The sequence below is a fragment of the Corynebacterium sp. PCR 32 genome, from assembly GCF_037464985.1.
Classification (GTDB): Bacteria; Actinomycetota; Actinomycetes; order Mycobacteriales; family Mycobacteriaceae; genus Corynebacterium; species Corynebacterium kroppenstedtii_D.
Window position 1 is genome coordinate 123282 of the sequence record NZ_JBAHVL010000002.1, and the last position, 23702, is coordinate 146983.

At 54.9% G+C, this 23702-nt stretch carries 25 protein-coding genes; 13 read left to right on the forward strand and 12 right to left on the reverse strand.

Annotation, left to right across the window (positions count from 1 at the left end; all coding sequences use genetic code 11):
- Nucleotides 1-51: 51 nt before the first annotated feature.
- A complete protein-coding gene (locus V5S80_RS04455; RefSeq protein WP_395169567.1) occupies nucleotides 52-606 on the reverse strand; it encodes a hypothetical protein in 555 nt (184 codons plus the stop codon).
- Nucleotides 607-885: 279 nt separating this feature from the next.
- Between V5S80_RS04455 and V5S80_RS04460 the strand changes: the two genes are divergently transcribed.
- Nucleotides 886-1701, forward strand: coding sequence for a Bax inhibitor-1/YccA family protein (locus V5S80_RS04460; RefSeq protein WP_395169568.1), 816 nt, complete (start codon nucleotides 886-888; stop codon nucleotides 1699-1701).
- Between the two features lie 137 nt (nucleotides 1702-1838).
- On the opposite strand, the gene greA is transcribed toward V5S80_RS04460, so the two are convergent.
- On the reverse strand, nucleotides 1839-2342 hold the full coding sequence (greA, locus tag V5S80_RS04465) for a transcription elongation factor GreA (RefSeq protein WP_395169685.1): 504 nt from the start codon (nucleotides 2340-2342) through the stop codon (nucleotides 1839-1841).
- Nucleotides 2343-2468: 126 nt separating this feature from the next.
- The gene (locus tag V5S80_RS04470) at nucleotides 2469-2942 is read right to left on the reverse strand and encodes a DUF4307 domain-containing protein (RefSeq protein ID WP_395169569.1); all 474 of its coding nucleotides are present in this window, start codon (nucleotides 2940-2942) and stop codon (nucleotides 2469-2471) included.
- A 138-nt stretch (nucleotides 2943-3080) separates the two neighbouring features.
- Between V5S80_RS04470 and mca the strand changes: the two genes are divergently transcribed.
- The 5 genes from mca (at nucleotide 3081) to V5S80_RS04495 (ending at nucleotide 7169) form a co-directional block, all read left to right on the forward strand.
- Complete coding sequence (mca, locus tag V5S80_RS04475; RefSeq protein WP_395169686.1) at nucleotides 3081-4031, forward strand: mycothiol conjugate amidase Mca; 951 nt, start codon at nucleotides 3081-3083, stop codon at nucleotides 4029-4031.
- Between the two features lie 160 nt (nucleotides 4032-4191).
- Nucleotides 4192-4608, forward strand: coding sequence for a hypothetical protein (locus V5S80_RS04480; RefSeq protein ID WP_395169570.1), 417 nt, complete (start codon nucleotides 4192-4194; stop codon nucleotides 4606-4608).
- Nucleotides 4609-4671: 63 nt separating this feature from the next.
- Complete coding sequence (locus V5S80_RS04485; RefSeq protein ID WP_395169571.1) at nucleotides 4672-5799, forward strand: 3-deoxy-7-phosphoheptulonate synthase; 1128 nt, start codon at nucleotides 4672-4674, stop codon at nucleotides 5797-5799.
- A 102-nt stretch (nucleotides 5800-5901) separates the two neighbouring features.
- Complete coding sequence (locus V5S80_RS04490) at nucleotides 5902-6699, forward strand: isoprenyl transferase (RefSeq protein WP_395169687.1); 798 nt, start codon at nucleotides 5902-5904, stop codon at nucleotides 6697-6699.
- A gap of 191 nt (nucleotides 6700-6890) precedes the next feature.
- Nucleotides 6891-7169: a hypothetical protein gene (locus V5S80_RS04495; RefSeq protein WP_395169572.1), complete on the forward strand. Its 279-nt coding sequence runs from the start codon at nucleotides 6891-6893 to the stop codon at nucleotides 7167-7169.
- 152 nt (nucleotides 7170-7321) lie between these two features.
- Here the strand turns inward: V5S80_RS04495 and coaA are convergent, their stop codons facing one another.
- On the reverse strand, nucleotides 7322-8248 hold the full coding sequence (gene coaA / locus V5S80_RS04500; RefSeq protein WP_395169573.1) for a type I pantothenate kinase: 927 nt from the start codon (nucleotides 8246-8248) through the stop codon (nucleotides 7322-7324).
- A gap of 183 nt (nucleotides 8249-8431) precedes the next feature.
- On the opposite strand from coaA, the gene glyA reads away from it, so the two are divergent.
- The 4 genes from glyA to V5S80_RS04520 all read left to right on the forward strand — a co-directional run bounded on the left by glyA (nucleotide 8432) and on the right by V5S80_RS04520 (nucleotide 13178).
- Nucleotides 8432-9778 carry a serine hydroxymethyltransferase gene (gene glyA / locus V5S80_RS04505; protein WP_395169574.1) on the forward strand — a complete coding sequence of 449 codons (1347 nt, stop codon included), beginning with the start codon at nucleotides 8432-8434 and terminating at the stop codon, nucleotides 9776-9778.
- Nucleotides 9779-9780: 2 nt separating this feature from the next.
- Nucleotides 9781-10476: an isochorismatase family protein gene (locus V5S80_RS04510; RefSeq protein WP_395169575.1), complete on the forward strand. Its 696-nt coding sequence runs from the start codon at nucleotides 9781-9783 to the stop codon at nucleotides 10474-10476.
- A gap of 560 nt (nucleotides 10477-11036) precedes the next feature.
- On the forward strand, nucleotides 11037-12212 hold the full coding sequence (locus V5S80_RS04515) for an acyl-CoA dehydrogenase family protein (RefSeq protein WP_395169576.1): 1176 nt from the start codon (nucleotides 11037-11039) through the stop codon (nucleotides 12210-12212).
- A 138-nt stretch (nucleotides 12213-12350) separates the two neighbouring features.
- Nucleotides 12351-13178 carry an enoyl-CoA hydratase-related protein gene (locus V5S80_RS04520; protein ID WP_395169577.1) on the forward strand — a complete coding sequence of 276 codons (828 nt, stop codon included), beginning with the start codon at nucleotides 12351-12353 and terminating at the stop codon, nucleotides 13176-13178.
- A 106-nt stretch (nucleotides 13179-13284) separates the two neighbouring features.
- On the opposite strand, the gene V5S80_RS04525 is transcribed toward V5S80_RS04520, so the two are convergent.
- The gene (locus V5S80_RS04525) at nucleotides 13285-13629 is read right to left on the reverse strand and encodes a DUF5997 family protein (protein ID WP_395169688.1); all 345 of its coding nucleotides are present in this window, start codon (nucleotides 13627-13629) and stop codon (nucleotides 13285-13287) included.
- A 192-nt stretch (nucleotides 13630-13821) separates the two neighbouring features.
- On the opposite strand from V5S80_RS04525, the gene V5S80_RS04530 reads away from it, so the two are divergent.
- Together V5S80_RS04530 and V5S80_RS04535 are read left to right on the forward strand one after the other, a co-directional pair.
- Nucleotides 13822-14481: a LysR family transcriptional regulator substrate-binding protein gene (locus V5S80_RS04530; protein WP_395169578.1), complete on the forward strand. Its 660-nt coding sequence runs from the start codon at nucleotides 13822-13824 to the stop codon at nucleotides 14479-14481.
- A gap of 81 nt (nucleotides 14482-14562) precedes the next feature.
- Nucleotides 14563-15069: a GNAT family N-acetyltransferase gene (locus V5S80_RS04535; protein WP_395169579.1), complete on the forward strand. Its 507-nt coding sequence runs from the start codon at nucleotides 14563-14565 to the stop codon at nucleotides 15067-15069.
- 55 nt (nucleotides 15070-15124) lie between these two features.
- Here the strand turns inward: V5S80_RS04535 and V5S80_RS04540 are convergent, their stop codons facing one another.
- The 4 genes from V5S80_RS04540 to glpX form a co-directional block, all read right to left on the reverse strand.
- Complete coding sequence (locus tag V5S80_RS04540; protein WP_395169580.1) at nucleotides 15125-16735, reverse strand: MDR family MFS transporter; 1611 nt, start codon at nucleotides 16733-16735, stop codon at nucleotides 15125-15127.
- On the reverse strand, nucleotides 16672-17466 hold the full coding sequence (locus V5S80_RS04545) for a TetR/AcrR family transcriptional regulator (RefSeq protein WP_395169581.1): 795 nt from the start codon (nucleotides 17464-17466) through the stop codon (nucleotides 16672-16674). The genes V5S80_RS04540 and V5S80_RS04545 overlap by 64 nt, the downstream gene beginning before the upstream one ends.
- 228 nt (nucleotides 17467-17694) lie before the next feature.
- Complete coding sequence (locus V5S80_RS04550) at nucleotides 17695-19098, reverse strand: class II fumarate hydratase (protein WP_395169582.1); 1404 nt, start codon at nucleotides 19096-19098, stop codon at nucleotides 17695-17697.
- A 216-nt stretch (nucleotides 19099-19314) separates the two neighbouring features.
- Nucleotides 19315-20319, reverse strand: a complete 1005-nt coding sequence (glpX, locus tag V5S80_RS04555) for a class II fructose-bisphosphatase (protein WP_395169583.1) — start codon at nucleotides 20317-20319, stop codon at nucleotides 19315-19317.
- Nucleotides 20320-20557: 238 nt separating this feature from the next.
- Here glpX and V5S80_RS04560 point away from each other — a divergent pair, with 238 nt between their 5' ends.
- Entirely contained in the window at nucleotides 20558-21136 is a 579-nt protein-coding gene (locus V5S80_RS04560; RefSeq protein WP_395169584.1) for a DUF4245 domain-containing protein, read from the forward strand.
- On the opposite strand, the gene V5S80_RS04565 is transcribed toward V5S80_RS04560, so the two are convergent.
- From V5S80_RS04565 to V5S80_RS04575, 3 genes are all read right to left on the reverse strand, one after another.
- Nucleotides 21133-21453, reverse strand: a complete 321-nt coding sequence (locus V5S80_RS04565; RefSeq protein WP_395169585.1) for an exodeoxyribonuclease VII small subunit — start codon at nucleotides 21451-21453, stop codon at nucleotides 21133-21135. The two genes, V5S80_RS04560 and V5S80_RS04565, sit on opposite strands and share 4 nt — an antisense overlap.
- Nucleotides 21454-21517: 64 nt before the next feature.
- Complete coding sequence (gene xseA / locus V5S80_RS04570; RefSeq protein WP_395169586.1) at nucleotides 21518-22792, reverse strand: exodeoxyribonuclease VII large subunit; 1275 nt, start codon at nucleotides 22790-22792, stop codon at nucleotides 21518-21520.
- A gap of 20 nt (nucleotides 22793-22812) precedes the next feature.
- Complete coding sequence (locus tag V5S80_RS04575; RefSeq protein WP_395169587.1) at nucleotides 22813-23691, reverse strand: DUF6542 domain-containing protein; 879 nt, start codon at nucleotides 23689-23691, stop codon at nucleotides 22813-22815.
- Nucleotides 23692-23702: the final 11 nt, after the last annotated feature.

Here is a 23702-nt window from a genome sequence, read left to right on the forward strand (position 1 = left end):
CAGGCGTTTGTTGCCAAGCTGGCCAGGGGTGGTGTTGCCCAGTTCAGCGTTTTACCAGGGAATCCACACGGGGTTGTCGCTATCGGAACAGCGGAGTCGCTCACCCTGATCTGTTTGTCCTGTAGCGCCACGGAGCGTATCCGGGCCACAGGGAGAGTTCTTGACAACCGGATGTTTCACGGTGAAATTTTCCCACGGTTGAAGGTGGGGCTCGCTGGGTGGCGCTAGTGGTGCTGGCGCGGGTGCCGATGCTGGCGCGGGTGCAGGTTGGTCTGGGGGAGTAGGCGGCGTCGGCGCTTGGGGTCGTTGCTCTGGTTGCGGGTGAGGTTTGTTGCCGTTGCGCTGTATATCCTTCGGTCCTGCGTTGTGATCCGTGTCGTTGTTGTCGGTGTGTGCACGGTGGCCCGGGGCTTCCGCCGGTGGGGCGGGGTGGTCAGGTGAGGGGCCAGCCGAGGGGGACGATGGTGGCGCGATCGCAGAGGAGGGCACCACTGACGTCGATGATGACGGCGTTGTGTCATTTTTGTCGTTGTGCGTGCAGCCGGTGAGTGCAAGTGTTGCGACAATAATAGAGCTTAGGGCAACAGTGGAGCTGGGGAGGCGCATGGTGTGGGTTCCTATTCTATTCTGTTCCTGTCTTCACAATGTGGGTAGTCCAGCGTTAGTTAGTGTATCGAGGTGGCGGAGGCTATGGCGGCCGGTTACACATATTTTCTGGTTCGCAGCGACGCTGCCCCGGGGGAGTGTTGTGGGGTGGGAACAAACTTGCTACGTTGTCCGTTACTCTTGACGACGAGCAGTTAGCGCAAGCAAGGGCGACTATCAGCGGTTGCTATGGTTCAGTTAACTCATGAGTTCGGTGCACGATGAAAGGATTTACCCCACGTGCGTAGTTCAAATCCATACTTTAACTCCCTGACGGAAGAACGAAACCGGGGAGCGTCGGTAGCTCATGCCCAGCAGTTCGGGCAGCAAGCCATGCAACAGGCTTATGGCACCACCGCGGAACGGGAGCGCGGGATGACTATTGACGATGTCATTGTCAAGACTGGCATAACCCTCGGCGTGATCATCGTTGGTGCTGTCATCAATTACATGTTGTCCCTCTCGAACCCGGGACTGGCTAGCATGCTGACTATGGTTGGCGCGATCGGAGGCATCATCACGCTGGTGGTGTCGACCTTTGCCAAGAAGTTCGGTTCCCCGGTGGTCACGCTTCTTTACGCCACGTGTGAAGGATTTTTCGTCGGCGGCCTAACCAGTGTTTTCGCGAATGTGATGGTCAGTGGGGCCAGTGCTGGCGCAATCGTTGGCCAAGCTGTCCTGGGGACTATCGGTGTATTCATCGGTATGCTCATTGTCTACCGCACCGGTGCCATCCGTGTGACACCAAAATTCAACCGCATCATGGTGGGCGCAGTTGTTGGTGTCCTGGTCCTGGCCGTAGGCAATATGCTCTTGTCCATCTTCACCGGGAATAATCCTCTCACCAACGGTGGTCCGCTAGCGATTGGGTTCTCTCTTCTCTGTATTGTCTTGGCCGCGATGAGCTTCCTGCAGGACTTCGACACCGCCGATAAGTTGGTTCGTGCGGGTAGCCCGTCGACAATGGCGTGGGGTGTTGCCTTGGGTCTGGCTGTCACGCTGGTCTGGCTCTACACTGAGATTCTCCGGTTGCTCTCCTATCTGAATAGGGATTAACCCCGAGCCCACGCCTGCTGTGGGGTGTGTTTTCCGTTGCGGATAATCATCGTGGCGGAGTAGAAGAAACATTGAAGCATCATGAAAGCCTCCGTGACTAGTCACGGAGGCTTTCATGATGCCGGGTTCAGCGTAGGTTACTTCTTGGACTCGTCGTAGGGCTCCGCCTTGACGACGGTGACAGACACGGTTGCGCCGGCTGGTGTCTGGTACTCGCGGGTCTCACCCTCCTTAGCGCCGACAATAGCCGCCCCCAGGGGCGCATCCGTAGAGTATGTTTCCAGATCAGTGGTGGACGTCTGGACGCCACGGGTGCCGATCAGGAACGTTTCGGTGTCATTCTCATCACCGTCGTAGTAGACGTGGACAACTGAACCAACCAACGCGACACCGCTTTGGGATGGTGCCTCACCGATCGTGGCGGAATCTAGTAGCTCCTCCAGGTAGGCGATGCGGGCTTCTTCCTGGCCCTGCTGCTCGCGTGCCGCATGGTAGCCGCCATTTTCTTTGAGATCGCCCTCTTCGCGTCGCTCATTAATCTCGGCAGCAATGAGGGGCCGGTTAGCTTTGAGGCTATCCAGCTCCTCTTTCAGGCGGTCGTAGGCGTCCTGCGTCAGCCAACGGGTGTGGTCCTCAACCATGTTTGTCAAGCCTCTCCATTGTTGCGGTCTTCAGAGGTAAAACACTCGATTCGTATATCGCAGAGCATGGTACCACTGAGAAGAGGGATTCAAAGCCAACGAGGCGAGGTTATGTGTCGAGTGTTCTTATTTCCCGCCGGTCCTCACATCGTCGGTGTTGTCAAGATAGCTGGGGATCTCAGTGGAACACCCGTATTCTTTTCCAGCGACAGCACGTGCCCGGGTGGGGATGGGAACGGTGAATCGTTCTGTGCCTTCACCGCCAGCAGGAATAACAAATTCGCGACGTCCGACCTCGTTTTTGTCATAATCCAAGGCAGTGACAATGCAGTAGGCACCACGGGACGCTTGATCGCGCGTCACGTCGACTGTGAAGTTGAGAAGCGAATCATTCGGTCGGTCAAACCCCGCCGACGAAATAGAGACATCAGATGCAGATTCATGTCGCCACAGATTCCACATAGACAAGCCACTGACAACGAGGACAAGTGCGACGCCAATGACGATCACTTTGCCTGGTATCGATGATGACCGGGACGAACCATAGCGCGTCTCTTCCATGGCACGGGGTGATGGTGATGTGGAATCCTGGTCAGTCATGATCCCTATAGTAGGACAGCATATGGTGACGCGGATATGGTGATCCCCATATATCAGTACATTGGTAGCTATCCTGCTAGTCCGGATGGCGGGCCACACGTAATGACCTAAGACATGGACAAAACCGGAGGATACATGATGACAACGTTGAGGCTTTTATCAATTCACGCCCATCCAGACGACGAGTCCAGCAAAGGTGCCGCAACATTAGCTCGCTACGCTGACGAAGGCCATGATGTGATGGTGTTGACATGCACCGGTGGCGAACGCGGTTCCATTCTTAACCCAGCCATGGATCGCCCTGATGTTCGGGACAATATTATCGAGTTCCGCAAGAACGAGATGGCCAAGGCTGCAGAAATTCTGGGCATTACACAACGGTGGCTGGGGTATGTTGACTCTGGATTGCCTGAGGGGGATCCACTTCCGCCGCTGCCCGAAGGGTCATTTGCCTTGGCAGATACCGATGAAGCCACCGCTGACGTTGTGGGGGTCATCCGGGAGTTTCGTCCCCATGTCATCATTACCTACGACGAAAATGGTGGATACCCGCACCCTGATCACATTAAGACTCACGCAGTGTCGGTGCGCGCTTGGTTGCGGGCTGGGGACCCTAATTTTCATCCAGAGAAAGGTCAGCCGTGGGTACCTTCCAAGATGTATTACACCCACGGATTCATCAAAAGTCGCTTTCTAGCACTCCATGATGACTTTGTCCATCGTGGAGTGCCCAGTCCCTATCAGGACCATGTCGACAACGCTGATAAGTGGCCGGACTTGATGGAGCGCGTCACCACACGTGTCGATGCCGCTGATTTCTTTCACAAGCGTGATGACGCACTCCGTGCCCATGCAACACAAATTGATCCGAATAGCTGGTGGTTTGCCGTATCTCCCGAGGATCAACGGCGGATCTGGCCGACAGAGGAATTTGAATTGGCAGCAAGCCGTGTCGAGGTTTCTCTTCCTGAAGATGACCTTTTTGCAGGAATTGATCCTGACCATCAACCGGAAAATACCCCAGGCATGGTCTCAGACGCTGCTCGACAGGAATACGCACACAGCGACGAAGTCTACGGGACCGAGTAGGCGGAGTGATCCCGGTACCGAAGGGTGCCCTAAAGGACGTACACTGATAGGGAAAAGAAAACCATATTTTGTTGCGCGTGCCGCGGTCACACGCACATGCGGCAGACCGTACGAGACGATGTCCCGAGTATCCGGGCAGTCATGAATAGGAGCAGGAGCGGTGGCAGTATTAATTGGGCAGGGGGCAATAGGGGAGCACATGAGCCTGGTCACGGCTACTAGCTTCTCCGCGATGCAGCCCCGCATAGATGCGGCTGTGGGCACTATTCTGGCGCAACAAGGACAAGGCGGTCCCCTCGGACCAGAGTTCGGTAAGGCATCCCCGGTGGGTCTCCTTATCCTGATCTCCCTTCTTGTCGTCGTTATTATCCTCGGGCGCTCTGTCACTAAGCGGATCAAGAATCTCAATATCCGCCGAACTTTTGCGGAGGAAGAGGGCATTGATGTCTTCGACTCCGAGGAGCTGAATCGTCGCATGGCGGACAAAGGAATACACACCGTCGAAGCGAAATCGATTTTTCCCGACATTCGATTCAAAGGCCGGTCACGTCAGGTGCACCCTGACAACGACCAATAATCGCTATATCGTTAGCCGCCGACATCCCGCCGAGAAAGCCACTACGACACCGAATATAAAGCTATGTGCCCTACACCTGGATCCCCCACTATCACACCCGATATCGCGGCTAGCGCCCCAGCATCGGTTACCAATCACCTGGCCACTCGACTCCTGCCGACCCCACATGAACTGCGGCGGCACAGTCCACTGGAGGACACCGCCCGTCATGTCGTCATGATGAGCCGCCGCGACATTGCCACCATCATTCATGGTCGAGATGACCGATTGCTTGTCATTGTTGGCCCCTGTTCCATCCATGATCCCGTTGCGGCGCATGACTATGCCGTTAGGCTCGCTGACCAGATACAGCGATTCAGTGATGACCTGTACATCGTCATGCGAGTCTACGGTGAAAAACCGCGGACCACGGTGGGGTGGAAGGGGCTCGTCAACGACCCCGACCTCGACGGGAGCGGAGACATTGAACGAGGTTTGCGCATTCAGCGCGACGTTTTCCGTGACGTGCTCTCATTAGGTGTGCCCACGGCCACCGAATTCGTCGAACCGATCACAACAACGTACATCCACGACGTCGTGGCGTGGGGCTGCGTTGGAGCACGGACAGTGGAGAGCCCTGTCCACCGCCAGATGACCTCTTCACTATCGATGCCCATCGGGTTTAAAAACGCCACAGATGGTGGCATCCAACAAGCCATTGACGCTATTCAGGCTGCGTCATCCCCGCATCACTTTGTGGGTACTGATCAGGATGGTCGTGTTGGCGTTATCACCTCACCGGGCAACCCCGACGGCCATGTGATTCTCCGCGGTGGCGCATCGGGCCCAAACTATGACACGAACAGCGTTCTCACGGCCAACGAGCGGCTCACCGCTGCCGGCCTGCACGCCGCGGTCACTATCGATGCATCACACGGAAATTCGGGTAAAGACCACATACGTCAGCGGGCCGTCGTCAGCGATATTGCCGAACGTATTGCAGAGGGCGAGCCCGGTATTAGTGGCATCATGATGGAATCCTTCCTGGTTCCAGGACAACAATCACATGATGAAGCTATGATTCGGCAGCACGGTAGAGAAGCATTGACCTACGGACAATCCATCACTGATGGTTGCATGGGTTGGGAAACGACAGTCAGTGCGTTGGAAGAACTTGCGCGTGCTGTGCACGCGAGAGGACATAAGGCATAGGCGTACCATAGGAGTGTGACTACTCCGCCCACACCCCGGCATCATGATGGCTATGTGGCTGGCAGCCGTGTGTTGTCGTTACTGCGTCATTTTGGGAAGCGTATTCGCTCCGCGGTGAAACGCCTTGCCCTCATCCCGACATATCCGTTGTATGAAGCCAGCCTGGTGAGGGCGCTGGAGGGCAAGCCAGTACCGCGGCATATCGCCGTCATGTGTGATGGGAACCGTCGGTGGGCGCGAGAAGCTGGTTTTATTGACGTCAGTCATGGGCACCGGGTAGGAGCAAAAAAGATCAGCGAGCTTGTCCAGTGGTCTGGCGAGCGCGGGATTGAACTTGTCACTATTTACCTGCTGAGCACCGAGAACCTCCACCGCGACAAAAACGAGCTGGACCTTTTATGCAGGATTATCGGGGACGTGTCTGACGAACTGGCGAAAGGGAAGTTGAATGCGCGTGTTCGTGTCGTTGGGCATCGCGATATCCTTCCCGGAGTTCTCACCGACCGTCTCGCCGCAAATGAAAAAGCAACCGCGGACCACACTGGAGTCTGCGTAAACATGGCGGTGGGCTACGGTGGCCGACAAGAAATAGTCGATGCCGTGAGATCCCTGGTGAAAGCACGTCTCAACGATCAGGGTGGGGAGCAACTGTCCTCGGACGATATCACTGGTGCTATCACTGTGCAGGGTATCTCTGATCACCTCTATACATCAGGTCAACCTGATCCCGACCTCGTTATCCGAACATCCGGGGAACAGCGGCTTTCCGGATTCCTCCTGTGGCAATCGGCGTATTCCGAGATCTGGTTTACCGACACGTACTGGCCGGCCTTTCGTCGCGTCGACTTCCTTCGCGCGTTGCGTGACTTTTCACGCCGTACCCGCCGATTCGGCAGGTAAATGACGGTACAACAAAAGCTGCACGGTTGGGTAGACGTGAACCTTCGTCGCCGCTCATACTGTAGAGAACAGAGGTGAGGGGCCGTTGGATTGTGCTGAGGTAGTTCTTCTCAGCCAGGCACCATGTCAACAGAATGACTATGGGGCAGCGGCGATCGACCGAGAATCACACTCCCACACTCCGTCGAGATATGAGTGTGAGGGAATGTGATGATGGCTACTTCTACGCTGTGGATCTTAAGCGTTTTGCTGGCACGTTGGGTATAGCAGTCGGAAACTTAAGGAAGTTCGAGGTAGAGGGTCTCATTACTGACCTTAGAAATGATCCAGCGCACCGCGACATGACCAACGACGAGATCCAACAGGCGTCGCAGTGGCTGAAAAACAGCCTGGCCCTAAAACGTATGCGGAGTATAAAACTAAGAGACTGGATTGACGCTCATCTCCACATGATTCAAGCACAACCGTAGAGTTCGACAACAGGAGGGTTGAGGGCTGTCGGAGCAGCAACTGTCGTTGGAGGATGGGTGGACGTCCCCCGGGATACTTCCGGGGGACTACACGGGTGCGTGACCGTTGAACAGTAACAATGGTGAGGACAGGTTCAGCGACCGCGCAGACCCTACAGCTTCCGCATGCGGACCCGCTCGACAGCGTGATCCCGACCTTTCATGAGCACCAATGAGGCACGCGGTCGCGTGGGCAGCACATTCTCCGTCAAGTTCGGCAGATTCACCCGCTGCCAGATTTCACGAGCCTCCCGGACAGCAGCCTCGTCATCAAGATTGGCGAAGTGATGGAAATGCGCATTCGGAGCAGAAAAAGAAATACTCCGCAATTCCAAGAATCGCTCCACATACCAGCGCTCGATATCGGCCGAATGTGCATCCACATACACACTGAACTCAAAGAAATCAGACACCATCAACGTTGCCCCAGTCTGAAGAACATTCAATCCTTCAACGATCAAAATATCGGGGCGATCAACAGTGATGAATTCATCGGGAACAATGTTGTATAACTCATGGGAATACACGGGAACCTGAACATTTCGACACCCTGCTTTGACGTCGGTAATAAAACGCAACAAAGCACGACGATTGAAACTCTCCGGGTACCCTTTTCGATCCAGGATTCCGCGCCGGGTGAGCTCCTCGGTGGGGTAGAGGAATCCATCGGTGGTGACAAGGTCGACTTTCGGATGAGAATCCCACCGTTGGAGCAGCCTTTGGAGTAAACGTGCAGTCGTTGATTTGCCGACAGCGACAGAACCGGCAATGCCGATAATGAATGGGATATGCGGAACATCTTCGCCCATGAACGTTGCTGTTGCTTGTCCCAAACGCCGATGTGCCTCAACCTGAAGATGGATCAGGCGTGACAGTGGTAAGTACACTTCTGTGACTTCATCCAACGCAATGTTCTCGCCAATGCCACGAAGCTCTTTCACCTCATCTTCGGTCAGTACTTGAGGCTGCGACATGCGCAAGCGTTTCCATTGGTCTCTGTTGAATTCCAGGTATGGGCTGGATTCAGTCGCGCGTGACATGTGTTTCATTGTGCCCCTCGGAATGGTGTAGGCCATAAGTGGGGTGCATAATCCGTACTCCAGTTAAGCTAATAGGGTAGTTTTTACACATCTACCGTGTAGTGCTCGCATCAATGACACGTACCCCAGTGCATTACTGGTGTTGGCACTGTAGCGATAACACTCCAGCCAGGGAGGGCCCTTATGAGTCATTCATCATCAAGCACGTCCCCGTCCACCGACGATGCGTCCGTGACGCTCCTTAACCAGCCGTTATCTGAGTTTGACCCGGATGTGGCGACCGCCATTGCTGGAGAAGTGAACCGGCAGCGCACCACACTTGAGATGATTGCCAGCGAGAACTTTGTTCCACGTGCGGTACTTCAAGCTCAGGGCTCGGTACTGACGAACAAATACGCAGAAGGCTATCCGGGTCGTCGATACTACGGTGGCTGTGACAATGTTGACGTCATTGAGAACCTTGCGAGGCAGCGGGCGCAAAAACTCTTCGGCGCAACATACGCGAATGTACAGCCACATTCGGGTGCACAGGCGAATGCTGCCGTACTCATGGCGATCGCGAAGCCGGGGGACACGATCCTGGGGCTATCGTTGGCACACGGTGGACATTTGACTCACGGAATGAAGTTGAATTTTTCGGGGAAGCTCTATAACGCAGTGGCCTATGAGGTGGACCCCGCGACCATGACTATCAACATGGATAAGGTTCGTGAGCAAGCACTCGCTGAGAAGCCTGCGGTTATTATTGCTGGGTGGTCTGCCTATCCACGGCATGAGGATTTCGCAGCATTCCGTGAGATTGCTGATGAAGTGGGGGCCAAGCTGTGGGTTGATATGGCGCACTTCGCTGGATTGGTGGCTGCGGGTGTGCATCCGTCGCCTGTGCCCCATGCCCACGTGGTATCGACCACGATCCACAAGACGCTGGGCGGGCCCCGGTCGGGAATGATCCTGACCAATGACGCGGATCTGTATAAAAAGATCAACTCGGCGGTATTTCCAGGACAGCAGGGTGGCCCATTGATGCACGCCATTGCGGGGAAAGCTGTTGCGATGAAGGTTGCTGGAACGGAGGAATTCCGGGAGCGGCAACGTGAAACCATTGCTGGTGCGCACATCCTTGCCAACCGTCTGACGCAGGACGATGCCAGCGAGGCTGGCATCGATGTCCTCACGGGTGGTACTGACGTTCACCTCGTCCTCGTCGACCTGCGTAATTCTTCGCTGAACGGGCAAGAAGCTGAAGATGCACTCCATGGTGTGGGTATCACTGTGAATCGCAACGCGGTGCCTTTTGATCCGCGCCCGCCGATGGTGACATCCGGGCTCCGTATTGGTACGTCGGCATTGGCGACGCGAGGCTTTAACAAGGAAGCATTTGGTGAAGTGGCTGACATCATTGCAGAGACTTTGATCAGCGGACATGAGGGGATGTCTGATGATGTTCGAGAGAACCTCCGTGATCGCGTGAAAGCATTGGCGGCTCAATTCCCGTTGTATGACGGCCTGGAAGACTGGACATTGATGTAATCATGTGGAATGGGCGGGAGTTTCGGCACGCTGGCAGTATCGTGAGTGATGGTGGCGGTGCATATGGCCAGGCGAAACGTTGTCTGCTCATCGTTGATGTTCAAAACGACTTCTGTCCGGGTGGCGCCTTGCCCTGCGAAGGTGGTGATGTTATCGCCAGAGATATTTCTGCGTATGCGCAGACTCCTCATGTGCGTCGCCAGTACGATGTGATTGTGGGGACCAAAGATTGGCATATTGATCCAGGTTCTCACTTTGCTCCTGATGGTGTTAACCCTGATTTTTTGGATACCTGGCCAGTTCATTGCCAGGCGGGAAGCGTTGGGGCTCAAGCTCATCCATCTCTCGATCCAGCTGTTGTTGACCACTGGTTTCTCAAAGGGGAATATGAAGCGGCTTACAGTGGGTTCGAGGGGCACTATGAGCGAACTGGTCCGTCTGGTTCTGGTCGGTCAGAGAGACTTGGTCCTTGGCTTCGTCAGCGGGGGATTGAGTTTCTTGACGTGTGCGGGATTGCGACGGATTTTTGTGTGAAAGCAACGGTGTTGGATGGAATCATGGAAGGGTTCTCGGTGTCGGTGTTTCCGGATCTGTGTGCCGGTGTGGCGCGTGAATCCAGTGTGCAGGCGATTGATGATATGAGGCGCGCAGGTGCTGTGGTAAAAAGTCGTACTGCGATGGCTAGAGAAAGTTGTTGAAACGGCACTGCGATAGTTGACGAGGCTATCGCAGTGCCGTTTCTATTCCGGAGGTCGATATTGGTGACGACAGTGCTGGCTCCTCGGCGTCTAGAGGAGGTGACGAGCGCTGAGGGAAGGCCGATCAGGAAGGGAAGAAGAGGAATGATCCCTCTCATGATCGAGCCAGCACAACCAGTATCGATTTTCATCACTGCGCACCACTCTGAGATGTTCCGACTACCTAGGGGACCCCTGATGCCCCCGGGTGGTAGAGCGATGTCGAACATCTCGCTGCGGCACGTTCTTCAATTTAGCCTTACCTAAAGCGCGGCGTCAATGATTTAGGCAACTTATTTGTATCAATAACTTAAACCTCCTGGTCAGCGAAATGTCGATACTCAAAATATGGGGGTGGAATTCACCCCCGTACACCTCACTATGCTGCATAGATATCGCCAAGTCCCATTCGGGCGTCTGCGGCATAGGTTACGATCACAGGGAATTTAAGACATGCTACTAACGACAGTGACCGCGTTAGGCTAGCCATAGGACCACAATGAACAAGGAGTATCCGTCTCATGAGAGAGTTTTTGCCTCGTACTATCTTCGATGACGAGCATAAGATGTTCCGTGAAACCGCTCGCGACTTCGTTGCGAAGGAAGTAACTCCTAATGTTGATCGGTGGCATGAGCAGGGGTACTGCGACCGAGAAATGTACAAAAAAGCCGGTGAACTGGGTCTATTGGGCATTACTGCTGATGAAAAATTCGGTGGAGGGGGTATGGATGACTGGCGCTTCAATGCGATCCTTTCTGAGGAACTAGCACAGTCCGACTGCGGATCGGTCATTGTGTCCGTACAAACGATCAACGACCTGGTTGTTCCCTACCTTGAGCGTTTTGCTAATGATGAGCAGAAAGAGCGTTTCCTCCGCCCTCTTTGTGCGGGTGAGAAAATTGCCGCTATTGCTATGACGGAACCAGGTGCCGGGGCTGATCTGGCTGGAATTCGCACTCTTGCCAAGAAAGACGCTGATGGCAACTACATTGTGAATGGCGCGAAAACGTTCATTTCTAATGGTGTTCAAGCAGATTTCACCATCATTGTGGCTATTACTGACCCTGAAAAGGGGCGGGCAGGCGTTTCCCTTCTTATCGTCGAGGACGGTATGGAGGGCTACACCAAGGCTGGCCCCTTGAAGAAAGTGGGACTCAAAGCGCAAGACACAGCGGAGCTGTCCTTTGAGAACGTCAAGGTTCCAGCGGACAACCTCCTCGGTGAAGAGGGGGCAGGTTTTGGCTATCTTCGACGCAACCTCGCCCAGGAGCGCCTGTCCATCGCCGTTGGCTCTGTGGCAACCTCACGTCGTGCTTTCGATCTTGTCTACCAACACAGCCAAGACCGTAAAACCTTCGGTAAACGCTTGGTTGACCACCAGGCTTACGGATGGATGCTGGCCGAATTAGCAACCAAGATCCAAGCGGCACAGTCGTTTGTCGATGCCTGCATCGAAGCCAAGGTTAAAGGCGAACTCGACGAAACAACGGCTGCCATGGCCAAGTACTGGACTACTGATCTACAGGTTGAAGTCGTCAACAACGCCGTTCAGATGCATGGTGGCTACGGCTTCATGCTCGAATACCCCATCGCGACGCACTATCTGGATACCCGTGTGCAACCCATCTACGGTGGCCCCAATGAGATCATGAAAGAAATCATCGCCCGCCGTCTCGGCAAAGGCGCAGGAAAGTAATGCTTGACTGGCACGTAGCGTGATGGGCGATCAGCGTGAATTCGAGTGGTATTGCAGGGCAGTGCCGGGTAAGCGTAACCATCCTCGCGACACGCCAGGCAGATGTATCGCGCATAATGGAACCGAGAAAGGGCTCTGATGTCTAAGGACCATGATGTGGTCATCGAGAACCTAGACGTGTCGACGGGAACATCGACTGACCCAGTTGCTGCCCCCCATGGCATAGTCCGCGTCATCACGCTGAATCGTCCTGAGAGCTACAATGCGGTGAATAAGGACCTGCGGCTGCACCTGCGGGATGCGTTCCGTGCAGCAGCTGATGAGGCGGCGGTCCGTGCGGTCCTTGTCACCGCAACAGGGCCGTCATTCTGCGTGGGACAAGACCTCAATGAGCATCTCCATGACCTCACCACCGGCGAAGGCATGGGCAAAGTTGTTGATGAATACAACCCCATGGTGGAGGCACTGCTCTCTATTCGTGTACCTGTCGTGGCTGCGATTTCCGGCCCCGCCGCTGGAGCAGGATGGTCCTTGGCGCTGAACTGTGACTTCCGCGTCGCATCCCGGAAAGCATCATTTTCCGGTTCTTTTACTGGTGTGGGGCTAGCCTCTGATTGTGGGTTGTCACACACACTGACCTCACTTGTTGGCCCGGCGAAAGCTCTGGACATCCTCTTTCGTGATGAGCGGTTGACCGCTAAGCATGCCCTCGAACTGGGGCTCGTTACCGACGTCGTCGACGATGACCGTGCTGACGATGCAGCGACTACTCTCGCACTCACACTAGGCAATGGGCCGACGGCAGCGCTTAGTGAAATCAAAGCACTGGTCAAGGATCAATCTGCTGTGATGTCTGCCGCAGCTGCCGAAGCAGCTGCCCAAGCACGCCTTGCTGCGACCGCGGACCACCGCGAGGCAGTCCGAGCGTTCGTTGACAAGAGGAAACCGGAGTTCACGGGGAAGTAGAACCCCTGAGTCGTGCGACGGCTCGATGCCCTGTCCTTCAGAACAGAGGAAGTTTCAGAAGATAGGGGTCCCAATGGCAGTCTAAGAGAACCCACGGAGCAGAGCACTATGCGCGGCGCTCATTCGCCGTATGACGACGTTCGCGCTCCTGGGCCAATGAAGTACGCGCCTCCCGGAGCCATTGCGGTTGGTTGGCTAAGAGTTCTTTAATCTCAGCCGTCGTTAGCGCTTTATCCATGTCATTCCGCTTCAGCGCCGCAGCGGTGACCCCCAATTTTCGAGCAACCTCGGCGCGCGGGTGGGGCCCATGGGCTCGCAGATCCTGCAGCCACTGGGGAGGATTGTTCTGCAACTCCACGAACTCGACGTGCGTGAGCGCCGCTTGTTGAAAATCTTCGGGCGCCGCCGGGAGGAAGATATTTAACTTCTTCGCGGCCGTCGTAGGCTTCATACGGAGACTCGACGGCTGTTGCGCAGAGGAAGCAGCAGGGGAGCGGTGCGTTGTCGGGGTGTGGTCTGTATCTGCAGGTTCAGCGTTCATGCGAACCAGCGTAACGCATAACAGACCAATCGCTGTCAATCATGAACACCACATTGGTTCGCCCCGAACAATTCGCATTGTATGGTGCGCTACGATCTGCTCATGACCGAATATCTCAAAGTAGTCTTCGTCCCGGGATTACTTCCGGATAAATGGTTCCGACGTTTTGACGAACGCCACGGCGAACGACCTCGTGGTCGCACGCGACGCCAGATAGCCACCTCTCGTGACCAGCAGGACACCCCCTACACCGTTCGCATTGCCTCTGCCGTCGTCGATGATCCTCTGCCATACGTCTTACGTGAACACGCGGACGTGGCATTTATCCGCATGGACGGTCGCGGACGAGACGGGGTTGTCAGTGATGCTGAAGCGAGAGGGAAGAGGATCCACCTTATCGAGCTCTACGAGGAACAGCCAGGCGTTGCAGTCCCGAAGGATCATCCGATGTCACTTTTTCCGGCTGTCGGTATGCGCGACCTTGAGGATGAAAAGATCATGTGGCAACCCGCCATGCCCCACGGCGCAGTCAGCATTCCCGATGTTCGCGCAGCACTTGATGTGGTTGCTGCCAACGTTGGCATCGTGATTGCCCCGCGACCGTTGCTTAAAGTGATGAACAAGCGAGGTGTCGTCGACGTGGCTCTGGATGATGGGCACCCGACCCAGCTCGCCATGGTATGGCTGCAAGCCCGGGATAACGAGGATATACAGAACCTTGTCGGGATCGTGCGTGGGCGTACGCCACGGTCCTCGCGGTAGTTCGCTGACCATCGCACGGTCACCACCGTATATTCTACGTCGCCGGGAAAAATTGCAGCGTAAATGGCACAATGGGCGTTTATGGCAGCAATGTTCACAGGAACCATCCGCCCCATGACCTCCGACGACTATCCAGAAGTAGCGCGCATTCACCAAGCCGGGCTAGACACCGGCAATGGGGCCTACGAATCCGCTCCTGTGACTTGGGAAGAGTTCACCGACAAGAAAATTAGAGAACTATGCTTTGTTGCCGAAGCTGACGGACGCATCCTCGGATGGGTTTCCCTCATGCCCTTTTACCACCGCCCCTCACTAGGTGGTTTTTTAGAAGACTCGATCTACATTGATCCTGATGCAGCTGGTCGCGGAGTCGGGACGGCCCTGTTGGCGCACTGTACCGCGAAAGCGAAAGAATGGGGCGCATGGACAATAACAGCATGGATCTACGATGAAAACTCAGCATCACAAGCTCTTCATGCAAAAGCAGGGTTTAGAAAAGTGGGAACACTCCATCGCCACGGATGGATGGAACATGGGCCGTGGGCTGACCAATATCGACGGTGCACCATATACGAAAAACTACTGTAAAAACTGCCACACCCACCGGTGGACTCTCACCGAGACGGGTGCGGTCAACCAGTCCCTATACTGAGGTTCGCAGCGTCTCTTCCCGAATGAGAGTGAACAATACCAACGCGAGAATAGCGAACGGAATCACCACTAGGAACACTGGAGTCAAAGCATCGTTGTACGCTCCCATAAACATTGTTTTGAGAGGGGTAGGCAGGGACCCAACGATATCCGGAGTGAGGCTACTGGCATTGAGACTGCTCGACTTGTGGGAGAATTTTTGCTGAATATCCGGGGGTAATTGAGCCATCGCGGCCGGCATACGGTGCGCTACTAAGTCTGTGATCCGATTCGTGAAAATACCACCAACCAATGCCGCGCCCAACGACGAACCGATCTGGCGGAAGAAGTTGTTACTCCCCGTTGCAACGCCTACTTTCTGGATCGAAAACGAGTTTTGAACCACCAAGATCAAAACCTGCATCGTCATGCCCAGACCCACACCGAACACGAAAAGGCAGAAACCGAGGTACCACAGGGACGAGTCAGTCGTGATCCGGTGAAAAAGAAGGCATGCGACAACAACGATAGCCATACCGATAGGTGGATAGATTCGATATTTACCTGTTCGCGTCACCACATTGCCCACGCTGATCGACGTGCCCATCAACCCGACCATCATGGAAATCATCATGAAACCGGAGGTCGTGGGATTCATATTGTGAACCATTTGGAAGTATGTCGGCATATAGACCATCACGCCGAACATGACGATCCCCACACATAAACCACCTACCGTGACGAGATTAAAATTCCTGTTTTTAAACAATGACATGGGGATCAGTGGATCTGTAGCACGCAGCTCAATGAAGACAAAAATGATGGCAGCGACGACAGCGCCGATCTCTAAACCGATGATCGTCGGGGAGCCCCACGCGTATTCATTGCCACCCCAAGAGGTGAAAAGAATCAGGCACGACGCAGCCGTTGCCATGACAACAATGCCGAAATAATCCAGTGAGAAACCGTTACCACGCTTGGGTAATTTCAACGCAACAACGGCGATCGCAACTGCGAGGAAACCAATAGGGAGGTTAATCCAGAAAGCCCATCGCCAACCAGGGCCGTCGGTAAACCAGCCACCCAACACGGGGCCAAGAACAGACGATACGCCAAAGACAGAACCGATCCAGCCCGCGTATTTCCCTCGTGAACGTGGAGGAACGACGTCGGCCATGATGGCCTGCGACAGAATCATGAGGCCACCGCCGCCGATGCCCTGGATACCACGACCGATAATCAGTTGCATCATCGATTGTGAGAGCCCACCAATGACTGAACCCACCAGAAAGATAACGATTGCGCCGATAAAGACCGGTTTGCGGCCCACTTGGTCGCCGAGTTTGCCGTAAATCGGCATCATAATCGTCTGGCACAACAGATACGAGGTTATGACCCATGACATATGCTCCACACCGCCGAGGTCGCCGACGATGGTCGGAAGGGCGGTGGAAAACAGCATTTGATCCAAACTGGCGAGCAACATTGCCGACAAGATGGCTACCATCACGGCGGGAATGTGACTCTGGTTCGTCGTTGGGGCATTCACAGCTGTGGAGCTCACTGTGCCTCCTCCTCTCGTTCGTTGTGATCGTGGATGTGTGATGTGCGGGTCGCTAGGCATTCCGGCGGCGGTGCTCCTAAAACGCTGTAAAATAGGGATAATGCTCCGAGGCAACAGTGTCGGAGGCGACGCTGCCCATGGGGGCCATCTGGTTGCTGAGTCCACCGTAGGGTTCCCACCTTGACGGCGTCCTGGCACAAAATTGTGAGAGCGACGGCTTCCTCGGAGGCGCCATCAGCAGGATCGGCGTCCGGTGTGGCGTCAGGGAACACCGCTTTCGGTAGTGACCGGACATGGGGGTGGAGGGTGAAGAATTCATCAACGAGCTCCACAATGTTGTGGAACCTTTGAATGATGAGCCCGAACTGGGGGGCTGCGATGTTAGGGTTCGCGCGGAAGATTTTTTTCCGACGTTTGAGTAACAACGCGGAGAATTCATCGTTGCGACCTCGTGATGCAACGCTGGTCTCAAGAATGAGATCCATCAAGTTCACAATCAAATGGCGAGGGTCACCAGTGAGGAATTTTTCGCGGATGTCGTCAGGAATATCCACGATGGGATGCCCTACAACGGCGGTTTCTTTGGAATCAACGTAGTTGAAATATGTACGCTTCGAGATATTAGCTGCGTCGACGATGTCCTCGACGGTGACGGCTTCGTATCCCTTCTCTAGGACTAGCCGCGTGGCGTGATCCTCGATGGCACATAGTGTTTCTAGGCGCTTGCGTTCCCGAAGGCCGCGGGGTGCGTCGTCCCCGTCGGCGGTGAGATAAGTGATGGCGGTGTCCACAGCTGTTCACTATACGCAATAATGCACTATGTGCAACTTTACAATGTGTGTAACTCTGCATCGAGTGAAGAAAACCAGCGTTGGTAGAGTACACCTGACCACACATATAAAAAAGGGCCACCAGACACGGCGGCCCACTGCGAACGCAGACGGCACCTGATCATCACTACAACACCAGGCCACCGCCCATCACGATCACGTCATCACTGCCACGACGAAACCTGACACCTACTGATCACGATCAGTGTTCGCCATAGCGAGGACATCAAGGCGCTTATCCAGTTCCTCCTCTGTAAGCTTCTCGCCATCGACAAATCCAAGATCAATCACCGTCTGGCGGATCGTCTTGCCTTCCTTCAACGCAGTCTTCGCAACCTTCGCAGCAGCCTCATAGCCGATCGCACTATTCAACGGCGTCACAATCGACGGTGACGACTCCGCCAACGTACGCATGTGCTCAGTGTTCGGCTTAATGCCATCCACCATCTTCTCAGCAAAAATCACCGCGGTGGAAGACAGTAAACGAATCGACTCCAGCACATTGCGCGCCATCATCGGAATGAACACATTCAACTCAAACGCACCCTGCATACCACCAGCAGCGATAGCCGCATCATTACCAATCACCTGGCACGCGACCTGCGTCGCCGTCTCACAGATCACCGGATTAACCTTGCCCGGCATGATCGACGAACCCGGCTGCAAATCAGGCAAATGAATCTCACCCAGACCCGTCAGCGGGCCAGAGCCCATCCAGCGAATATCATTGGCAATCTTGTTCAATGACACTGCAATCGTGCGCAACGCACCAGAGATCTCCACCAGTCCATCACGGTTCGCCTGAGCCTCAAAATGGTTCACGCACGGACGAAGCTCCTCCACGCCAGTGAGCCTCACTAACTCAGCGGTCACCTTCTCACCGAAATCAGCCGTCGTATTCAACCCGGTACCCACCGCCGTACCACCAATCGGAAGCTCACCCACACGGGGCAGTGTAGCCTTCACACGCTCAATGCCCGCCTCAATCTGACGAGCATAACCCGAAAACTCCTGACCCAACGTCACCGGCACCGCATCCATCAAATGCGTACGACCCGACTTAACGACCTCGCCCCACTCCTTCGCCTTCGCAGCCAACGAGGAATACAGCGTCGACAACGACGGAAGAAGGTCCTTCACCGCCGCCTCCGTTGTCGCCACATGCGTCGCCGTAGGGAACGTATCATTCGATGACTGCCCCATATTGACATCATCATTCGGATGAACCTCAACCCCATTGTTCTGACAAATCGACGCAATAACCTCATTCGTGTTCATATTCGACGACGTCCCAGAACCCGTCTGAAAAACATCAATCGGGAACTCGTTGTCATGCTCCCCTTCGGCAATCTCAGTAGCCGCCGCAATAATGGCCTGACCCTTCTCCTCAGAAAGAAGACCACGATCCACATTGACCTGCGCACACGCGGCCTTCAACAAACCCATCGCGCGTATCTGTGCATGTTCAAGACCGCGTCCCGACACCGGGAAATTTTCCACCGCACGCTGCGTCTGTGCACGCCACAACGCTGCCGCCGGAACCTTGACCTCACCCATGGTGTCGTGTTCGATGCGGAATTCCTGATCGCTCATGTTATGTATGTCCCACCTTCATCATTGCTATGAGGATTATCTGCACAGTGACAGAATCACATGCCGCTTTACAGTATGGCTCATCACGAGACGAAATGTGTGATCACCGTAGACGAAAAGATGTAGATCACACGGATCAATATGGAATACGAAAAAGGGCCCTCATCACCGAGGGCCCACAACAACTATTCGAAACAACAACGATAGAACAGCCTGCTAGCTGTAATCAACAACAGCGTATTCTTCCAGTTTCGACAACTGATGATGCGACTCAATCATACGGACAGTACCAGACTTCGAACGCATCACCAGGGAACGCGTAATAGCACCGCGCTGTGAATAGGTGACACCACGAAGCATATCCCCATTCGTCACACCCGTCGCAACGAAGAAACAGTTCTCCGAACGAACCAAATCCTCAGTGGTCAAGACCTTACCCAAATCATGGCCAGCATCCAGCGCCTTCTGCTTCTCTTCATCGTTGCGCGGAGCGAGCACACCCTGGATCTCACCCTCCATACATCGCATTGCACAGGCCGAAATAATGCCTTCGGGAGTGCCCCCAATCCCCATCATGATGTCAATACTGTTTTGAGACTGGTCTTGAGCAGCAGCCACTGCACCAGCAACGTCACCATCATGAATCAAACGAACCTTCGCACCAGCACCCCGAATCTCATGGATAAGACGTTCATGACGGGGTCGATCCAGCACAACAACCGTGATATCCGAGGGGCGCTTACCCTTCGCATGAGCAACAGCGCGAATATTATCCTTCACCGGAGCGTTAACATCAACGACACCGCGCGCTTCCGCACCAACCGCAATCTTCTTCATATAGAACACAGCCGACGGGTCATACATAGTCCCGCGCTCAGCAGCGGCAAGAACAGAAATAGCATTCTGACGACCCTCAGCCATCAAGGTCGTGCCATCAACAGGGTCAACAGCGATGTCAATATCAGGCCCTTCACCAGTTCCCACCTCCTCACCATTGAAGAGCATCGGAGCTTCATCTTTCTCACCCTCGCCGATGACGACAACACCATTCATCTCGACAGTGTTGATCATCTGCCGCATAGCATCGACAGCAGCGCCATCGCCTTCATTCTTCTGTCCACGGCCAACCCACCGCCCAGAGGCAAGGGCAGCAGCTTCCGTCACTCGGACCAATTCCATTGCAAGGTTACGATCGGGTGGGGTTTGATTATTTTTACTCATGGGTGGCACATGCCTCCTGTACGGCGTTAGTGATGAGGTCGATCATCAATGATGTGGTCGATCATCCCCATTGTTTCACCTCTGAGCCTATTAACTGAGTACCCTCCCGCCCAAATAGGGGCAAAAACAGCAACATTTTTGAAAAACTCCGAAGACCACCACACGATTTCACCACGAAGCAGTGTGGACCCCACCGTCATGTTGTGATCACCAACTCACAACCGCCATAATCATTCGCGTGCGCACGAAAAAGGTCGAGAAGCCAAGGATCTTCCAAGATAGCCGCGACATGATCATCTCACTCGGAGTCATGCTCATCGTGATGTTCATCGTCGTCGGAGGAACAGGCCTATGCCACTACCAGCCGGGAAACCCCAAAGAAGGCACGGTCACACGCGTCGACTACACCACCTTCTTGAGAACCGAAGCACGATCAGCACACTATCCCATCCGGATACCTGCATCTCCCGACACCTGGATCCCGAACTCAGCGCTCCGCATTAACCTCAACGGACACTCAAGTTCGTCAGTTGGATGGGTCCATGACAAAAATTGGATTCGACTTGTTCAAACCGACGCCACCGTCGAGGACATTGCCCACACACTCGACGGACAAGCGCGCACCGAACATGAAACAAAGAACATTGACGGAACAACCTGGCATATCTTCACCGGGCCGGACGATGATATCCGGCCAGCATGGATCGCCGATGACACCAACGTGAGATGGGCCGTGTCCGGAACCGGCACTCCCACAGAATTCTCAACAATGGCGAAAGCTATTCAAAACGCCACACCAGCACAAGCCTCCCACTAAGAAGAAAACTCATCGGAGGAATCATCGTCGCCCCTCACATCGCCACCCGCCGACTGAGCATCCACAACTATCAGTTTCTCAACACGCTGACGCGCACCGTCAAGATAATCCTCACACCTACGAGCCAACGCTTCACCACGTTCCCAGTACATCAGCGATTCATCGAGGCTCATGTGACCTAACTCCAGGATACGCACCACCTCAACAAGCTCCTGCCGCGCATCCTCATACGACAGCTCGTCAATCGGGGCGAAAGTCGGATGCGCAGTCCCCGAGCCGATGGTGAAGGAATCAGGGGTGTTGTGATCAGATGCCATGAGTCAATTCTTTCGTAGTTGAGTAGCCATAGCCTGCAATACTGTCGTCTACCAGCGTTCACACCTATGTGGCAGGTGACGTAGACATTGTCGCCGCCACGATGGACCCGTCAGTAAGTCGGATACGCAACTGAGAGCCCGGCGGAGTGTGCTCAATCGACGTAGCAACGTCCAAAGTTCCACCAGGTCTGTGCACCTGCACAATCGAGTAGCCACGAGCCAGTGTGGCCGACGGGCCCAAGGCTGACACTTGCCCACGCAGACGGGCAACGTCAGCATGCGCCCTCTCCAGGAGCACAGTGATGTTTCGCCTCATCGACGCCACATCCCTCGCCATATCGTCGGTGTGACGGCGGATCACGGTCATCGGGTCCGCGATGACCGGCCGCTGACGGACATCATCGAGCCGATCGCGCTCATAATCCAGCCACCGAATGATTGCCCGCCGTCCGCGCTCCCGGAGCACCTGGAGACCGTCACGCTCGGCAGTCATATCAATGACCACACGTTTCGCCGCATCCGTCGGGGTAGCGGCCCGGAGATCTGCCACGTCATCAAGAACAGGATTGTCTGTTTCGTGGCCGATCGCACTCACCACCGGCGTCCTCAGAGTCGTCACATGGCGCACAAGGCTTTCGTCGGAAAAAGGAAGAAGATCTTCAACGGAACCGCCGCCACGTGCAACGATGATCACATCGACAGCAGGATCGTTGTCAAGAACAGTAAGAGCCTCTGTAATCTCAGCAACAGCCTGTGCCCCCTGAACCGGCGGATGTAGTGTCCGGATGTTCACCGCAGGCCACCTCTCATGAGCAATCGATATGACATCTCGCTCCGCTGCCGAACCCTGGCCAGTAATAAGGCCGATACGGCGAGGAAGAAACGGAAGCGGCTTTTTTCGCTCAGGTGCAAGCAAACCCTCAGCGGCCAGAATAGCGCGGAGCTGTTCAATACGAGCAAGCAACTCACCAACCCCCACCGCGCGAATATCAGTAATAGATAGCTTGAGCTGGCCACGACCCAACGAATACGTGGGCTTACCTAGAACAACAATTCGGTCGCCATGTGACAAAGGAGCAGAAAACGATTCGATAAGAGCATTTTTCGAAATCAGCTCAATCGACATTTCCGCCTCAATGTCGCGCAGAGTAAGAAATGTCCAGTACCGCGTCCGCTTCATCTGAGTGAGCTGGCCTTCCACCCACACAGAACCGAGCCGGGAAATCCAGTCTCCGATCTTCCGATTGACGATGCGTACAGGCCATGGCGCCTCCGGAGAGGTGGGCCCCCCGCCACACGCAGAGGGCACAGAAACACTCGGATCCTGATTCGCGGTCATATCTCCTACTGTAATGGTGGTCAGCCCCGACGCGTATGCCGTGGCCGCGTCGTACGCGGAGGCAAAGTCGAGGCATTGTCTTCTGGCCGGTATGTTCGCGGAGTAAACCTCCTCGACGGATATGGCGGGGGTTCAGGGTTGACGTAGTCCGGAGAAGGATGCCGGTACGACTCGCGATTCCCCTGACGGCGACTCCGTTCCTCGGGTTCATCCCGCCGTCGGCGAACATCGTAGTCCCGTGCCTGTTGGCTCCGCGACGGTCGAACTGACCGCGTAGAATCCCGACGTGTCGGCTCTGTGTGCGTATAGATGCCCCCAGAACCACGCTCATCGGAGCGGCGAGAGCGCGGAGAACGACTACTGTTGCGTTGCGACTGGATTGTCTCGCGGCGCACACGACTTGTCGTTACACAATGATGCGCATCACTATGTGACGAATGGCGTTGAGACAACCAGATGCGTACAACGGCGATGATGGTGCTGAGAATGACGGTCCATAAGAGCGCAAAGAAATGTTGAACGACGGGAAAAAAGCTGGCCAACAGAGACGTCTTGGAAAATATCCCGACAGCATCGGAATGCCCGCTGAGCTTTCCTGCAAGAATCGAAAACACTGGTGTGAGGACGGTAAAAAGGATCGGCTGAGCACATACCGTGAAAAAAAGCCCATGGACAGCGACGAACAGAGTGGTCGCGATGGACGACACGATGAAGAAGATGAAATACCACCGGTTAAGGAGGCCTTCGCCGGCCGAACTGATGAGCATGCCTGTCGCCATCGAGGCAGCGATGATCGCCAGAGGTGCCCACAAGGGCATACCCCAGGTCCGATTGTCGTTGCTGTTGGAGCGCCCCGAAGAGTTCTTCGAGGAGGCAGCAGGAGTTCGATATTCTGACACAGGCAAATAGG

Excerpts from the sequence above, each read along its gene's own strand:
- V5S80_RS04485 (WP_395169571.1), top strand. The coding sequence starts at position 4,672 with ATGTGCCCTACACCTGGATCCCCCACTATCACACCCGATATCGCGGCT.
- mca (WP_395169686.1), top strand. The coding sequence starts at position 3,081 with ATGACAACGTTGAGGCTTTTATCAATTCACGCCCATCCAGACGACGAG.
- coaA (WP_395169573.1), bottom strand. The coding sequence starts at position 8,248 with ATGTCACGCGCGACTGAATCCAGCCCATACCTGGAATTCAACAGAGAC.
- glpX (WP_395169583.1), bottom strand. The coding sequence starts at position 20,319 with ATGAGTAAAAATAATCAAACCCCACCCGATCGTAACCTTGCAATGGAA.
- V5S80_RS04525 (WP_395169688.1), bottom strand. The coding sequence starts at position 13,629 with ATGAAGCCTACGACGGCCGCGAAGAAGTTAAATATCTTCCTCCCGGCG.
- V5S80_RS04535 (WP_395169579.1), top strand. The coding sequence starts at position 14,563 with ATGGCAGCAATGTTCACAGGAACCATCCGCCCCATGACCTCCGACGAC.
- glyA (WP_395169574.1), top strand. The coding sequence starts at position 8,432 with ATGAGTCATTCATCATCAAGCACGTCCCCGTCCACCGACGATGCGTCC.
- V5S80_RS04550 (WP_395169582.1), bottom strand. The coding sequence starts at position 19,098 with ATGAGCGATCAGGAATTCCGCATCGAACACGACACCATGGGTGAGGTC.
- V5S80_RS04495 (WP_395169572.1), top strand. The coding sequence starts at position 6,891 with ATGAGTGTGAGGGAATGTGATGATGGCTACTTCTACGCTGTGGATCTT.
- V5S80_RS04565 (WP_395169585.1), bottom strand. The coding sequence starts at position 21,453 with ATGGCATCTGATCACAACACCCCTGATTCCTTCACCATCGGCTCGGGG.
- V5S80_RS04515 (WP_395169576.1), top strand. The coding sequence starts at position 11,037 with ATGAGAGAGTTTTTGCCTCGTACTATCTTCGATGACGAGCATAAGATG.
- greA (WP_395169685.1), bottom strand. The coding sequence starts at position 2,342 with ATGGTTGAGGACCACACCCGTTGGCTGACGCAGGACGCCTACGACCGC.
- V5S80_RS04510 (WP_395169575.1), top strand. The coding sequence starts at position 9,781 with ATGTGGAATGGGCGGGAGTTTCGGCACGCTGGCAGTATCGTGAGTGAT.
- V5S80_RS04540 (WP_395169580.1), bottom strand. The coding sequence starts at position 16,735 with ATGCCTAGCGACCCGCACATCACACATCCACGATCACAACGAACGAGA.
- xseA (WP_395169586.1), bottom strand. The coding sequence starts at position 22,792 with ATGACCGCGAATCAGGATCCGAGTGTTTCTGTGCCCTCTGCGTGTGGC.
- V5S80_RS04530 (WP_395169578.1), top strand. The coding sequence starts at position 13,822 with ATGACCGAATATCTCAAAGTAGTCTTCGTCCCGGGATTACTTCCGGAT.
- V5S80_RS04455 (WP_395169567.1), bottom strand. The coding sequence starts at position 606 with ATGCGCCTCCCCAGCTCCACTGTTGCCCTAAGCTCTATTATTGTCGCA.
- V5S80_RS04470 (WP_395169569.1), bottom strand. The coding sequence starts at position 2,942 with ATGACTGACCAGGATTCCACATCACCATCACCCCGTGCCATGGAAGAG.
- V5S80_RS04520 (WP_395169577.1), top strand. The coding sequence starts at position 12,351 with ATGTCTAAGGACCATGATGTGGTCATCGAGAACCTAGACGTGTCGACG.